Source organism: Mesorhizobium sp. LNJC394B00, assembly GCF_000502555.1.
Classification (GTDB): domain Bacteria; phylum Pseudomonadota; class Alphaproteobacteria; order Rhizobiales; family Rhizobiaceae; genus Mesorhizobium.
The window spans coordinates 362,890-377,840 of the sequence record NZ_AYWH01000001.1 but is presented as its reverse complement, the minus strand read 5'-3'; the positions used below and the strand labels follow the sequence as shown (position 1 = coordinate 377,840).

Sequence of the window (14,951 nt, the reverse complement as noted above, 5' to 3'; positions counted from 1 at the left end):
CCGCTGATCATGTCCGAGGCGGGCTGGCTGACACTTTTCACCGCCCCCTGGACAGGCTGCCCAGAATCCCGCGCACGATCGCGCGGCCGACCGACGAGCCGACCGAGCGCACCACCGCTTTGATCGCGGCTTCGGCCACCGTCTGGCGGTTGGACGGGCGCGGCGCCGGGGCGCGGCGACCGCCTGATTGCGGCGGCGGCGGATCGTCATTGCCGAAGCCCGGAATAGTCCAGCGCGAGCGGCCAGTGTCGGCCTGCTGCGCCTGCTCGTCCTGCGCATCCCTGGCTTTCTTCTGCAGCATCTCGAAGGCCGATTCGCGGTCGATGGTCTGGTCGTACTGGCCGGCGACCGGGCTCTGGTCGATCAGCTTGCGGCGCTCGTCCGCCGTGATCGGGCCAAGCCTGGACGACGGCGGCCGGATCAATGTCCGCTGCACCATGGACGGCACGCCCTTGACCTCCAGCGTCGAGACCAGCGCCTCGCCGGTGCCGAGCTGGGTGATGGCGGTGGCGCAGTCGAAATCCGGGTTGGGCCGGAAAGTGTCGGCGGCGGTCTTGACCGCCTGCTGCTCACGCGGCGTATAGGCGCGCAGCGCGTGCTGCACACGGTTGCCGAGCTGGGCGAGAACCTTTTCAGGGATATCCAAAGGGTTCTGCGTGACGAAATAGACGCCGACGCCTTTCGAGCGGATCAAGCGAACCACCTGCTCGACGCGGTCGATCAGCACCTTCGGCGCTTCGTCGAAAAGCAGATGCGCCTCGTCGAAGAAGAACACCAGCTTCGGCTTGTCGGGATCACCGACCTCGGGCAATTCCTCGAACAGCTCCGACATCAGCCAGAGCAGGAAGGTGCCGTAGAGCCTGGGGTTCATCATCAATCTGTCGGCGGCAAGCACGCTGATGGCGCCACGGCCGTCGCGGGTGGTGCGCATGATGTCGGCGATGCGCAAGGCCGGTTCCCCAAAGAAATGCGCCGCGCCCTGCTGTTCCAGCACCAGAAGCGTGCGCTGGATTGCGCCGACCGACGGCTTGGTGACATTGCCGTAGCGCGAGCTGATCTCGTCGGCGCGCTCGGCGATGTTGGCCAGCAGCGCCTGCAGATCCTTCATGTCGAGCAGCAGCAGGCCATCCTCATCGGCGATGCGGAAGGCGATGTTCATGATGCCTTCCTGCGCTTCGGAGAGGTTCATCAGCCGCGACAGAAGCAGCGGCCCCATTTCCGAGACGGTGGCGCGGATCGGATGGCCCTGCTCGCCGAACAGGTCCCAGAAGATGACCGGGAATTCCTGGAAGTCGTAAGGGTCGAGCTTGACCTGCTCGGCCCGCTTGACCAGGAAATCCTGCGCCTTGCCCATCATGGCAATGCCGGACAGGTCGCCCTTGATATCGGCGCAGAACACAGGCACGCCGGCATTGGAAAACCCCTCGGCCAGGATCTGCAGGCTAACCGTCTTGCCGGTGCCGGTGGCGCCGGTGATCAGGCCATGGCGGTTGCCATATTGCAGCAAGAGCTGTTCGGCGCGCTGATAGCTGTCGTCCGGCTTGCGGCTGGCGCCGAGGAAAATACTGGTGTCGTCAGCCATATGGCCATGTCTCCGCAAATTGATGTGTTAAAAGCCTGTGGCCGTGCCGCAGGGTATAGGCAGGCCATTGCGCAGCGACAATGCTATTCTCCAATTGGGCTATCCATCCAGTTGGCTATTCATCCAGATTGGGCCAATCGTCTAAATTGAACCAATCCTCCAAATCGGCTTTTTGGAACTTGCGGATTTTGCCGCTGTTTGGCAATCGTTCATGGTTCGTCCACGCAGGCTGCCCTATGTCAGGGAAGCGAATCCCAACCGCGCAAGCGCATTGCATTGCGATATCTGGCAGGGAACCGTAGACTGGACGGCTGACGCTGGTGCGGCCGCATAAAAACGAGGAGCATGGATGGGCGCCGGAGCCTTGACCAGGAGTGTCGAACCCGCTGACGTCGAGCGCCAGCGTTGGCTGGCCTTGGCCGAAAAGGCGCTCGCCGGCGCCTCCTTCGAGGAAAAACTGGTCTCGCATACCGACGATCAGATTCGCATCGAACCGCTCTACGATCGCGCCGCCGGCGCCGAGCCGCTTGTGCGCGCCAACCCCAAATTGCCCTGGATCGTCAGCCAGCGCATTGACGATCCCGATATCGGCCGCGCCAAGGCGCAGGCCCTGGACGATGTGGCACAAGGCGCGACGGGATTGTCGCTTGTCTTCGAAGGTGCTCCGAATGCGTTCGGCTATGGCCTGCCGAGGACGGCGCAGGCGCTGGAGACGGTGCTGGATGGCGTACCGCTAAACCGCACGCAGATCCGCATCGACGCCCATCCCTGGAGCCGTGCCGTCGCTGACTGGCTGGTGGCGTTCCTGAGCAAGCGCCGCTCCGACCCGGCAAAGCTGAACCTCTCCTTCGGCATCGACCCGGCGGCAATCTTTGCCGGAACCGGCCGGCTGCGCATGTCGATCGAGGCGTTGCAGGCATCGATGCCGCAATCACTGGCGCATTTCTTCTCGCTGGGCGTGCCGGGTGTGCTGCTGGAGGCGGATGGGCGAGTGTTCCACAATGCCGGCGCCACGGAGGCGCAGGAACTCGGCACCATGCTCGCTTCCGCCGTCTCCTACCTCAGGATGTTCGAGGATGCGCGCCAGCCGCTTGTCTATGCCGCTCCCCATATCGGCTTTGCGCTGAGCGTCGACCAGGACCAGTTCCTGTCCATGGCCAAGGTCCGGGCCTTGCGCAGGCTGTGGGCGCGCATCCAGGAAACCTGTTCCATCCCGGCATCGNATGCCGAGACGTCGTTCCGCATGATGACGGCGGCGGATCCCGAAACCAACATCCTGCGCACCACCATTGCCAGCTTTGCGGCGGCAGCAGGCGGCGCGGATTCGATCTCAATCCTGCCACACACCATCGCCCACGGGCTGCCGGCCGGCTTTGCCCGCCGCGTCGCCCGCAATGCGCAGTTGATCATGGCCAATGAAAGCCATATCGACCATGTCGCCGACCCAGCATTTGGGTCGGGCGCAGTCGAGGCGCTGACCCTGGGCCTGTGCGAAGCGGCGTGGGAAGAGTTCCAGCGGATCGAAGCGGAAGGCGGCGTTCTGGCAAGCCTGCAGCAAGGGCATATCCAGAAGCGCGTGAAGGCAGCATCCGAGCGCCGCGCCGAGGCCTACCGGTCGGGTGAACGGGCAATCATCGGCACCACGCTTTACCCGCTGAAAAACGATGCCCCGGTCGAGACGCTGGCGGCTGAGCGGCGGCCGCTTTTCACAGAGGGCGTGGCGGTGTGCGAGGCGCTGTTTCCCGTCCGCATCGACCAGGCAATCGGAGCCGCACAGTGATCCCGGATTTCAGCCATATTGGCTGGTCGGCGCCACGGCGCGCGCCGGTCGAGGTCAAGGGCCAGCGGCTGACGCCGGAAGGCATCGCCGTCAAGCATCTCTACGGCCAGGGCGATCTCAAGGGGCTGCCGAATCTCGACACCTATCCGGGAATGCCGCCCTTCGTGCGCGGTCCCTATCCGACCATGTATGTCCAGCAGCCGTGGACGATCCGGCAATATGCCGGCTTCTCGACGGCCGAGGAATCCAACGCCTTCTACCGGCGCAATCTCGCCGCCGGCCAAAAGGGCCTTTCGGTCGCTTTCGATCTGCCCACCCATCGCGGCTATGACAGCGACCATCCGCGCGTTGCCGGCGATGTCGGCATGGCGGGCGTGGCCATCGATTCCATCCTCGACATGCGGCAATTGTTCGACGGCATCCCGCTCGACGAAATGACGGTGTCGATGACCATGAACGGCGCGGTGCTGCCGATCATGGCGCTCTATATCGTTGCGGCCGAAGAACAAGGAGTTGCGCAGAAGGATCTCGCCGGCACCATTCAGAACGACATTCTGAAGGAGTTCATGGTCCGCAACACCTACATCTATCCGCCGAAGCCCTCGATGCGGATCGTGTCTGACATCTTCTCCTATACCTCCCAGCACATGCCGAAGTTCAATTCGATCTCGATCTCCGGCTATCACATGCAGGAGGCCGGCGCGACCGCGGACCTGGAGCTCGCCTACACCATCGCCGACGGCATCGAATATGCCCGCGCCGGCGTCGCCGCCGGGCTCGACATCGACCGTTTCGCCCCGCGGCTTTCCTTCTTCTGGGCGATCGGCATGAACTTCTTCATGGAGATCGCCAAGCTCCGCGCGGCGCGCCTGTTGTGGGCGACCCTGATGCAGAAGAATTTTGCACCGAAGGATGAACGCTCGCTGTCGCTGCGCACCCATTGCCAGACCTCCGGCTGGTCGCTGACGGCGCAGGACCCCTACAACAACATCACCCGCACCATGATCGAGGCGATGGCGGCGACGCAGGGACATACCCAGTCGCTGCACACCAACTCCTTCGACGAGGCGATGGCGCTGCCGACCGACCACTCGGCGCGCATCGCCCGCAACACGCAGTTGATCCTGCAGAAGGAATCCGGCACCACCCGCATCATCGATCCGTGGGGCGGCTCGGCCTATATCGAACGGCTGACGCACGATCTGGCGGCGCGTGCGCTCGCCCATATCGAAGAGGTCGAGGCGCTTGGCGGCATGGCGGCGGCAACCGAACAGGGCATTCCAAAACTGCGCATCGAGGAAGCGGCGGCGCGCACGCAGGCGCGTATCGATTCCGGCGAGCAGATACTGGTTGGCGTAAACGCGCATCGCCCCGAGAACGACATCGACGTCGACGTGCTGAAGATCGACAATGCCGAGGTCAAGGCCCGGCAATTGTCGAAGCTGCAGAACCTGAAAGGCACGCGCAATGTCGGCGCGGTCGAGAGCGCGCTCGATGCGCTGACCCGCGCTGCGCAGGGTAACGAAAACCTGCTGGAATTTGCCATCCGCGCCGCGCGCGCCAATGCCACGGTCGGCGAGATCTCGCTGGCGCTCGAAAAGGTCTTTGGCCGTCACGTCGCCTCGGTGCAAACGATCTCCGGCGTTTATCGCAATGCGCTTGGCGACAATCTGACGGTCGACCGATTGCTGGAGAAGCTCGAAGCTTTCGAGAAGAAGTCCGGCGGCAAGCCGCGCATCCTGGTCGCAAAGATGGGACAGGACGGCCACGACCGTGGCCAGAAGGTGATCGCCACGGCCTTCGCCGATCTCGGCTTCGACGTGACGGTCGGCGCGATGTTCCAGACACCCGACGAGATCGCCAGGCTGGCGGTGGCGCAGGACGTCCATGTCATCGGCGCCTCATCGCTGGCGGCGGGGCACCTGACGCTGATCCCCGAACTACGCGACGCGCTGACGAAGCTCGGCCGCAGCGACATGCTGATCGTCGCCGGCGGCGTCATCCCGCCGCAGGATTACGGCGCAGTGCTGGAAGCGGGTGCCGCGGAAATCTTCCCGCCAGGGACGGTTATCCCGGAGGCTGCGGATCGGTTGCTGGACCGGCTGCTGGCGGGCTGATTGAAACAGTTGCACTGCTTATCAAAGTTGCGTTGCAATATCGGGCGCAACCTATGGTATAGCTATGAACACCATCATTCACGGACTTGAGGACGGATCGGGCGTTGTAATCCTGCCGCGGGAAACGCTCGACAGCTTGGGCCTGCAGGTGGGCGATGAACTCCAGATCATCGAAACCGACGACGGCATCATCCTAAGGCCGGTGCCGTGTGACGACGTCGAACGGCAAATGCGTGCTGCTCGCGATGTCATGGACAAGTATGAGCCCGCGTTGCGAAAGCTGGCTGTGCAAATAGGGTGAGCTGGCGTCAGGCGTCCGACAGCTTGACGATTTCCCATTCCTTGCCGTTGACGCTTGCGACGTCGCCGATCTTCTTGCCGAACAGCGCCACGGCCATTGGCGAGACGTGTGAGATGCTGCCCTTTGAGGGGTCGGCCTCGTCCTCGCCGACGATCTTCCAGTGCACTTTCTTGCCGTCATCGCTTTCCAGCGTGACACCCATGCCGAAGCGCACCTGGTCGCTGCCCGGTTCCGGCACGGAAAGCTCGGCGCTTTCGCGGCGCGCTGTCCAGTAGCGCAGGTCGCGCGAGACGACGGCAATGCGCTCGCGATCGGCTTTTCGCTCGGCTTTCGCCAAGATGTCGCGCAGATCGGCCAGATTGTCCTCGATCATCGCCAGGCCGCGCTCCGTCACCAGATTGCGGTGTTGGCTGATCGGCCGCTCGCCGATGCCGGCAATGGCGTTTTCGCTGTCTTCCTCGCGGGTAAAAGCCCTGCTCATCGGATAAACTTAGGCCCGCTTCGGCGACTGTACAAGCCACTTGCCGGACCCGGTCATTGGCCGGACTATCGCCGAGCGGAGACCTATGCGGCTGGCCCAATTCCTGCGAAGAACCATTTCATCGCAGGGATCTGTGCCGATGCTGAACAGACGAACGCTTCTCAAGGGGACTGTCGGCTTTGCGGTGCTCGGCGTTTCGCTGGACAACGCCTTGGCGAAGACGGCAGCGCTTGGCTCGATCAATGCCGCCGAGCTTGGCGTGGAGCCGGACGCACCGGACGACCAGAGCAAGGCCTTCGCCACGATGCTAGCCGAGGCAAGCCAGCGCAATGCGCCGGTGTTCCTGCCGCCGGGCACCTATGTCGTGTCCAACCTGACCCTGCCCGCCCGCGTCAGGCTTTCGGGCGTGCCGGGCGCCTCGCGCANTCGCGCATCCTCTATGGCGGCAATGGCCATTTGCTGACGGCCGAACAGGCCGAGCATATAGAGTTCACCGCATTGGTCTTCGACGGCGCCAACGGCGGGTTGGCCGACGATGCGCAAGGCCTGCTCGACCTGCGCCGCGTCGCCCATCTCGTCATCGACAATTGCACGATCACCGGCAGCGGCAAGCATGGGCTGGCGCTGGAGCATGCGTCGGGCCGCATCGAGCGGTCCGAGATTTCGGGGGCTGCGGACGCCGGCATCTACTCCGTCGAGGCCGCTGGCCTGGCGATATCCGACAACACCGTATCCGACTGTGGCAATGGCGGCATTCTTGTGCATCGCTGGCAGCAGGCCGAGGACGGCACGATCGTCAGCGGCAACCGCGTGCAGCGGATCGGCGCGCGCGGCGGCGGCACCGGGCAGAACGGCAATGGCATCAACGCCTTCCGTGCCGGCAATGTCTCGGTCACCGGCAACATCGTCTCGGACTGCGCCTTCTCGGCGATCCGCGCCAACAGTTCCAGCAATCTGCAGATGACCGGCAACACCTGCTCGCGGTCGGGCGAAACCGCGCTCTATTCCGAATTCTCCTTCGAAGGCGCCATCATCGGCAACAACATCGTCGATGGTGCCGCTAACGGCATCTCGATCGTCAATTTCAACGACGGCGGCCGTATGGGTGTCTGCTCAAACAACATCGTGCGCAACCTCTCGACCACCGGCCCCTACCCCGCCGACGCGCCGGGCTTCGGCGTCGGTATCAGCGTCGAGGCCGACACCACCGTCTCGGGCAATGTCATCGAGAACGCGCCGCTCTACGGCATGCAGATCGGCTGGGGCGCTTATATGCGCAATGTTGTGGCGACGGGAAACATCATCCGTCAGGCCGGAACCGGCATCGCCGTCACTGTGGTAGAAGGCGCTGGAAACGCCATCATTTCCGACAACGTCATCGACGGCGCCAAGAACGGCGCCATCATCGGCCAGCGCTGGGCCGAACCGGCGACCGGCGACCTCGCGCGGTCAAGCGTAAGTGGCTATGCGCATCTGACGGTCGAGCGAAACAGGGTCAGCTGAGCGCCGTCGTCGGCCGCAGCGCGCCGACCTTGGCGCCGATGCGGCTTTCGATCGGCGGATTGGCCCGCTCCAGAAGGTTCGCCGCCAGTGCGCCGTCGGCGCTGAGAAGTTTTGCCAGCACAGTGGCAATCATCACCTCGGCGGCGCGGCCGGCGCCGTCATCACATTTTAGCGCGATGCCGAGGCCAAGCTCCGGAACGGCAGCGCAATAGACACCCTCGGCGCCCGTCTTGACGAATATGCGGCCGGGCGCGGCCTGCATCAGCGCCACATCCACTTTGCCGGTGCCGGCGACCAGGAAAGGCTCGGCCATACAGGCAGACAGCAGGCGTTTGGCCGCCTTGGCGCGCTCAGGGCCAAAGCTCCTGCCCGTCGCCATGCGGGCAAAGCCAAGGGCAAAACTTTTCAGCGGCACGGCATAGGTGGGGATCGAGCAGCCATCGGTTGCCCGGTGATCCGCATCGTGGGCAGCGCCGGTCACCGCCTGCATGGCGTCGCGCACCATCTCCTGCAAACCATGGCCTGCCTTGACGTAGCCTTGGTGGGCAATCCCTGAGTGCACGCAGGTGCAGAGAAATCCGGAATGCTTGCCCGAGCAATTGTTGTGCAGTGCGTTCGGCGAGACGCCTGTGCGGGCCAGTGCGATCGTCGCGTCGTGGCTCGACGGCCAATGCGCGCCGCATTCCAGCGCCGACTTGTCGAGCCCGGCCTTGGCCAGCATCGCCTGCGCCAGTTCGACATGCGCGGGTTCGCCCGAATGCGAAGCGCAGGCCAGCGCCAGTTCGCGGTCGCCCAAGCCGTACGCATCGGCAGCACCCGTTTCAACCAGCGGCAGCGCCTGGATCGCCTTGACCGCCGAGCGCGGAAACACCGGCCGCGCCGTATCGCCGATCTCCAGGACAGGCTTGCCGTCACCGTCGAAGATTGCGACAGCGCCGCGATGGGCGCTCTCGACGATCGCGCCGCGCAAGACTTCGACCAGAACCGGATTTGTCATCACCAGCCCGAAATATACGGGCCGCTTCTACCTGATCCGGTCGAGGATGGAAACGTAGTTGGCGACGGCAGCGCCACCCATGTTGAAGATGCCGCCAAGCTTTGCGTCCGGCACCTGGATGCCGCCTGCTTCGCCGGTCAACTGCATGGCGGTCAGCACATGCATCGACACACCGGTGGCGCCGATCGGATGGCCCTTGGCCTTCAGCCCGCCCGAAGGGTTGACCGGCAGCCTGCCGTCTTTTGCAGTCGTGCCGTCTAGCGCCAGCCTGCCGCCCTCGCCCGGCTTGGCTAGGCCCATCGCCTCATATTCGATCAGCTCGGCAATGGTGAAGCAGTCATGCGTCTCGACGAAGGAGAGGTCGTCGAGCGTCACGCCGGCCTTCTTCAAAGCCTGGTTCCAGGCTTGCTCGCAGCCTTCGAAGGACAGGATGTCACGCTTCGACATCGGCAGGAAATCCTGGACATGCTCGTTGGCGCGGAAGGCGACGGCGCGGCGCATCTTCAGCGCCGTCGAGGTGTCGGTGAGCACAAGAGCGGCGGCGCCATCGGAAACCAGGGAGCAATCGGTGCGCTTCAGCGGACCGGCGACGAAGGGGTTCTTCTCGCTTTCCTGGCGGCAGAATTCGTAACCGAAATCCTTACGCATCTGCGCGTACGGATTGTCGACGCCGTTCTTGTGGTTCTTGGCGGCGATCATCGCCAGCGCGTCCGACTGGTCGCCATAACGCTGGAAATAGGCCTGCGCGATCTTGCCGAAGACGCCAGCGAAACCGGCCGGCGTGTCGCCCTCCTCCGGCAGATAGGAAGCCTTGAGCAGGTTCTTGCCGATCTCGGGGCCGGGGGTCGTCGTCATCTGCTCGGCACCGACCACCAGCACGATGCGGGCGGCATTGGCGTCGATGGCGCGGATGCCTTGGCGGACCGCTGCCGAACCCGTGGCGCAGGCGTTCTCGACCCGCGTCGCCGGCTTGAAGCGCAGCCGGTCATCGGCCTGCAGCACCAGGCTGGCGGTAAAATCCTGAGGGGAGAAGCCGGCGTTGAAATGGCCGAGCACGATCTCGTCGACCTCGTCCGGGCCAATGCCGGCATGGTCGAGCGCGTCGACCGCGACCTTTGTGATCAGGCCCTCGAGCGTCTGGGCTTCAAGCTTGCCGAAGCGCGAATGCGCCCAGCCGACGATGCATGCGGTCATGGCAACCTCCGTTCGCCGCAAGCCTAACATGTCATAGCGCGGCATCAGCCTCTAATATTGTTTCAACAGTGAACCGTTTTCCAGTCCAAGGGATGGGCCAGAGCGACACGATCGGTTGATCCGAGCGCGAGTTTTTTATTGATTGATCCGTCAATAAAAAATAATCTCGGTTTTGATCTGGATCTCCCCAATGCCGAAAGTCGGAATGGAACCGTTGCGCCGCAAGGCGCTCATCGACGCGACGATCTCGGCGATCGGCGAGCGCGGCTCGCTTGATGTGACCATGTCGGAGATCGCCGGACGGGCGGGCGTGTCGTCGGCCCTTGCCCACCACTATTTCGGCGCCAAGGACGAACTGCTGCTGGCGACGATGAGGCATATTCTGGCCGAGCTGACGATCGACATGCGGCGCGCGCTGCAATCCGCCGGCTCGCCGCGCGAACGTGTTTCGGCCGTGGTGGCCGTCAACTTCTCCGACATCCAGTTCCAGCCGGAAACCATCGCGGCCTGGCTCGCCTTCTATGTCGAGGCGCAGAAATCATCGGCCTTGCGCCGGCTGCTCAGGGTCTATGCGCGGCGGCTGCATTCCAACCTAATGAGCGGGCTGACCGGCATCTTGGCCAGGCACGAAGCCGACCGCGCGGCGGAAGCGACCGCGGCGATGATCGACGGGCTCTACATCAGGCGGGCGCTGAAGGACGGCGTGCCGGACGCGGCGACCGCGATTGCGCTGGTCGAGGACTATCTGGAAACCAAACTCGGCGGGCGACAGACACAGTGACAGCCTCAGTGACACAAAGGCGACCCAACATCCTGATCGTCATGGTCGATCAGCTCAACGGCACACTGTTTCCGAACGGACCGGCGGACTTCCTGCACGCGCCGCATCTCAAGGAGCTGGCCGCGCGCGCGGCACGTTTCCGGAACAATTATACGCCCTCGCCGCTTTGCGCGCCGGGGCGCGCCGCCTTCATGAGCGGCCAATTGCCGTCGCGCACCCAAGTCTACGACAACGCCGCTGAGTTCGCCTCCTCAATTCCGACCTATGCTCACCATCTGCGCGCCGCCGGCTATTACACCTGCCTGTCGGGCAAGATGCATTTCGTCGGCCCCGACCAGTTGCATGGTTTCGAAGAGCGGTTGACCACCGATATCTATCCCGCCGATTTCGGCTGGACGCCGGACTACCGCAAGCCCGGCGAACGCATCGACTGGTGGTATCACAATCTGGGCTCGGTGACCGGCGCCGGCGTCGCCGAGATCACCAACCAGATGGAGTATGACGACGAGGTCGCCTTCCACGCGGTGCAAAAACTCTACGACCTTGCCCGCACCTCCGACGATGCGGCCAGCCGGCCCTGGTGCCTGACGGTTTCCTTCACCCACCCGCACGACCCCTATGTCGCACGGCGGCAATATTGGGATCTCTATGAAGATTGTCCGGCGCTCGAACCGGAGGTGGGATTCATCCCCTATGCCGATCAGGACCCGCATTCGCAGCGGCTTTACCGCGCCAGCGACTACGACAGTTTCAACATCACGCCGGAGCAGATCCGCCGCTCGCGGCGCGGCTACTACGCCAACATCTCCTATCTCGACGACAAGGTCGGCGAGTTGATGTCAGTGCTGGAGCGAACGCGCATGCTGGACGACACCATCATCCTGTTCTGCTCCGACCATGGCGACATGCTTGGCGAGCGCGGCCTGTGGTTCAAGATGAATTTTTTCGAGGGCTCGGCGCGAGTACCTTTGATGATCGCCGGCAAAGGCATTCCTGCAGGGCTGATCGAGGCGCCGGTCTCCAACCTCGACGTGACGCCGACGCTGTGCGATCTCGCCGGCATCGACATCTCCGCGATCGCACCGTGGACCGATGGCCAGTCGCTGCTGCCGTTGCTTGATGGCGGACAGCGCACCGCGCCGGTGCTGATGGAATATGCCGCCGAGGGCTCCAACGCGCCGTTGGTGGCGATCCGCGACGGCCGCTACAAATTCATCCATTGCGAGATCGACCCGCCGCTTCTGTTCGACCTCGAAGCCGATCCGCAAGAACGCACCAATCGTGCCACCGATCCGGCGCATGCCGATCTGGTGGCGGCCTTCACGGGAGCCGTGCGAGCGCGCTGGGACATGGCGGCATTCGATGCCGCGGTGCGCGTCAGCCAGGCGCGGCGCTGGGTGGTTTATCCCGCGCTGCGCAACGGCACGCATTACCCCTGGGAGTTCCAGCCACTGCAGAAGGCGTCGGAACGCTACATGCGCAACCACATGAACCTCGACAATCTCGAGGAACAGAAACGCTTTCCGCGAGGCGAATGATGACAATTGTCCCCTCCCTCGAGCATCTCAGACAGGCCTATGCCGTGACGTCGAAGGCGACGCAGATCACGCCTTTGCTGGAATCGACAGCCTTGGCCAAGGAGACGGGTGCGGCCCGCGTCTTCATCAAACCGGAATCGCTGCAATGGGCGGGATCGTTCAAGGTGCGCGGGGCCTATTGGCGGTTGAAGCGGCTGTCGCCGGATGAGGCCATAAAAGGCGTCGTCGCCTACTCCTCCGGCAATTTCGCGCAAGGGTTGGCGGCTGCCGGCCAGGCGCTCGGCATTCCCGTCACCATCGTCATGCCGATCGACGCGCCGGCCGCCAAGCGCGATGCGACCGCAGGTTATGGCGCGCGCGTCGTGCTGACCGATCATGGCGAGCGCGCCCGTGAAGAGGTCGCAGCCGCCAAGGCCCGCGAGATTGCCGAGACCGAAGGGCTGGCGTTGCTGCATCCATTCGACGATCCGGAGATCGTTGCCGGCCAGGCCGGCGCCGGGCTCGAAGCGCTCGAACAACTCGAGGCAAAGGACGCCAGTGCCGACCTTCTGTTCTGCTCGGTCGGCGGCGGCGGACTGATCGGCGGCATGTCGCTCGCCTTCCACTATCTGTCGCCAGCAACCGAGATCATCGGCGTCGAGCCGGAAGGCTTCAACGGCATGGGTGCATCGCTAGCGCATGGCGCCATCGAGACCATGCCGATCGCGCCGAAATCGATTTGCGACGGGCTGATGTCGCGGCGGCCGGGCGACGCGCCTTTCGCGGCGGTCAAGACCGCCGGCGTGCGCGGCATCACCGTCGACGACCAATCGGTTAGGCGAGCGATGAAGATCGCCTTCGAGCGGATGAAGCTGGTGCTTGAGCCGTCAGGCGCAGCGTCGCTGGCGGCGCTGCTCGGCGGCAAGGTGGATGTGGCGGGTAAAACCGTCCTGGTTGTGGCTACCGGCGGCAATGTCTCTCTCGCCGATTTTATTTCGCATATGAACGATGGGCGCATGTGAACCATGCTTGAAGCAGACTTCGTCATCATCGGCTCCGGCTCGGCCGGCTCGGCCATGGCCTACCGGCTGTCGGAAGACGGCAAGCATTCGGTCATCGTCATCGAGTTCGGCGGCACCGATATCGGGCCGCTGATCCAGATGCCGTCGGCGCTGTCGATCCCGCTCAACATGAGCCTTTACGACTGGGGCTTTGCCAGCGAACCGGAGCCGCATCTCGGCGGCCGCGTGCTGGCGACGCCACGCGGCAAGGTGATCGGCGGCTCGTCCTCGATCAACGGCATGGTCTATGTCAGGGGCCACGCACGCGACTTCGACCACTGGGCCGAACAGGGGGCGGCCGGCTGGGGCTTCGCCGACGTGCTGCCCTATTTCAAGCGCATGGAGGACAGTGACGGCGGCGAGGACGGCTGGCGCGGCCACGGCGGCCCGCTGCACGTCCAGCGTGGCCCGCGCAAGAATCCGCTCTACGGCGCCTTTGTCGAGGCCGGCCGCCAAGCCGGGTTCGAACTGACCGACGACTACAATGGCTCGAAGCAGGAAGGCTTCGGACCGATGGAGCAAACCATTCGCGGCGGCCGCCGCTGGTCGGCGGCGTCAGCCTATCTGAAGCCGGCGCTCAAGCGGCAAAATGTCAGCGTGATCAGAGGCTTCGCCCGCCGGGTGATCATCGAGAATCAGCGTGCCGTCGGAGTCGAGATCGAAGCTCACAAACAGATTCAGGTCGTTAAGGCACGACGTGAGGTGATCGTCGCCGCATCGTCGATCAATTCGCCCAAGATCCTGATGCTATCCGGTATCGGCCCGGCCGCGCATCTCACGGAGAACGGCATCCAGGTCGTGGCCGACCGGCCCGGTGTCGGCCGCAATCTGCAGGATCATATGGAGCTCTACATCCAGCAGGAATCGACCCAGCCGATCACGCTGAATTCGGTTCTCAACCCATTCTCCAAGACGCTGATCGGGGCGCAGTGGCTGTTCTTCAAGACCGGCCTCGGCGCCACCAACCATTTCGAGGCCGCGGCCTTCGTACGCTCGCAGGCCGGTGTCGACTACCCCGATATCCAGTACCACTTCATCCCGGCGGCGGTGCGCTATGACGGCAAGGCGGCGGCGAAGGCGCATGGCTTCCAGGCGCATGTCGGGCCGATGCGGTCGAAGTCGCGCGGTTCGGTGACGCTGCGCTCGCCCGACCCGAAAGCGACGCCGGTCATCCGCTTCAACTACATGTCGCATCCAGACGACTGGACCGAGTTCCGCCACTGCATCCGGCTGACCCGCGAGATCTTCGGCCAGAAGGCTTTTGACGGCTTTCGCGGCAAGGAAATCTCGCCGGGTTCGCACGTCCAGTCGGACGAGGATCTCGACGCCTTCATCCGCGATCATGCCGAGAGTGCCTACCACCCGTGCGGCACCTGCAAGATGGGCCGCGCCGACGACATCATGAGCGTGGTCGATCCGGAGTGCCGGGTCATCGGCGTCGACGGCCTGCGCGTCGCCGACTCCTCGATCTTTCCGCGCGTCACCAATGGCAATCTCAACGCGCCCTCGATCATGACCGGCGAAAAGGCCTCCGATCACATTCTCGGCCGCACGCCGCTGGCGCCCTCCAACCAGGAACCCTGGATCAATCCGCGCTGGCAGGTGGCGGATCGATAGGGCATTGTCCGGCGAAGACC

At 64.1% G+C, this 14,951-nt stretch carries 11 protein-coding genes and 1 pseudogene; 8 read left to right on the top strand and 4 right to left on the bottom strand.

All coding sequences use genetic code 11. From position 1 onward, the window contains the following. Positions 1-37: 37 nt before the first annotated feature. Positions 38-1,582 (bottom strand): helicase HerA-like C-terminal domain-containing protein, encoded by a 1,545-nt coding sequence (locus X751_RS161645; protein WP_023687217.1) that lies wholly within the window; start codon positions 1,580-1,582, stop codon positions 38-40. Between the two features lie 349 nt (positions 1,583-1,931). On the opposite strand from X751_RS161645, the gene X751_RS161650 reads away from it, so the two are divergent. The 3 genes from X751_RS161650 (at position 1,932) to X751_RS161660 (ending at position 5,780) form a co-directional block, all read left to right on the top strand. After that, on the top strand, positions 1,932-3,362 hold the full coding sequence (locus tag X751_RS161650) for a methylmalonyl-CoA mutase subunit beta (protein WP_023743718.1): 1,431 nt from the start codon (positions 1,932-1,934) through the stop codon (positions 3,360-3,362). After that, positions 3,359-5,479 (top strand): methylmalonyl-CoA mutase, encoded by a 2,121-nt coding sequence (gene scpA / locus X751_RS161655; protein ID WP_023743717.1) that lies wholly within the window; start codon positions 3,359-3,361, stop codon positions 5,477-5,479. Before X751_RS161650 ends, scpA begins: the two co-directional genes overlap by 4 nt. Positions 5,480-5,543: 64 nt before the next feature. Next, on the top strand, positions 5,544-5,780 hold the full coding sequence (locus tag X751_RS161660; protein ID WP_023670750.1) for an AbrB/MazE/SpoVT family DNA-binding domain-containing protein: 237 nt from the start codon (positions 5,544-5,546) through the stop codon (positions 5,778-5,780). Positions 5,781-5,787: 7 nt separating this feature from the next. On the opposite strand, the gene greA is transcribed toward X751_RS161660, so the two are convergent. Further along, entirely contained in the window at positions 5,788-6,261 is a 474-nt protein-coding gene (gene greA / locus X751_RS161665) for a transcription elongation factor GreA (RefSeq protein WP_023743716.1), read from the bottom strand. Positions 6,262-6,400: 139 nt separating this feature from the next. Between greA and X751_RS01000000163405 the strand changes: the two are divergent. Then, positions 6,401-7,764 (top strand): annotated as a pseudogene (locus X751_RS01000000163405) (TIGR03808 family TAT-translocated repetitive protein). On the opposite strand, the gene X751_RS161670 reads toward X751_RS01000000163405, so the two are convergent. After that, a complete protein-coding gene (locus tag X751_RS161670) occupies positions 7,757-8,761 on the bottom strand; it encodes an asparaginase (protein ID WP_023743715.1) in 1,005 nt (334 codons plus the stop codon). The pseudogene X751_RS01000000163405 and the gene X751_RS161670 sit on opposite strands and share 8 nt — an antisense overlap. 27 nt (positions 8,762-8,788) lie before the next feature. After that, the gene (locus tag X751_RS161675) at positions 8,789-9,955 is read right to left on the bottom strand and encodes an acetyl-CoA acetyltransferase (protein WP_023743714.1); all 1,167 of its coding nucleotides are present in this window, start codon (positions 9,953-9,955) and stop codon (positions 8,789-8,791) included. A 190-nt stretch (positions 9,956-10,145) separates the two neighbouring features. Between X751_RS161675 and betI the strand changes: the two genes are divergently transcribed. Genes betI through betA form a run of 4 tightly spaced genes read left to right on the top strand, consistent with a single transcriptional unit; the run spans position 10,146 to position 14,931 of the window. After that, complete coding sequence (gene betI, locus X751_RS161680; protein ID WP_023692769.1) at positions 10,146-10,736, top strand: transcriptional regulator BetI; 591 nt, start codon at positions 10,146-10,148, stop codon at positions 10,734-10,736. A gap of 8 nt (positions 10,737-10,744) precedes the next feature. Then, the gene (gene betC, locus X751_RS161685; protein WP_023743713.1) at positions 10,745-12,274 is read left to right on the top strand and encodes a choline-sulfatase; all 1,530 of its coding nucleotides are present in this window, start codon (positions 10,745-10,747) and stop codon (positions 12,272-12,274) included. Next, on the top strand, positions 12,271-13,275 hold the full coding sequence (locus X751_RS161690) for a threonine/serine dehydratase (RefSeq protein WP_023743712.1): 1,005 nt from the start codon (positions 12,271-12,273) through the stop codon (positions 13,273-13,275). The genes betC and X751_RS161690 overlap by 4 nt, the downstream gene beginning before the upstream one ends. A gap of 3 nt (positions 13,276-13,278) precedes the next feature. Next, entirely contained in the window at positions 13,279-14,931 is a 1,653-nt protein-coding gene (gene betA / locus X751_RS161695) for a choline dehydrogenase (RefSeq protein ID WP_023743711.1), read from the top strand. The last annotated feature ends 20 nt before the right edge of the window (positions 14,932-14,951 follow it).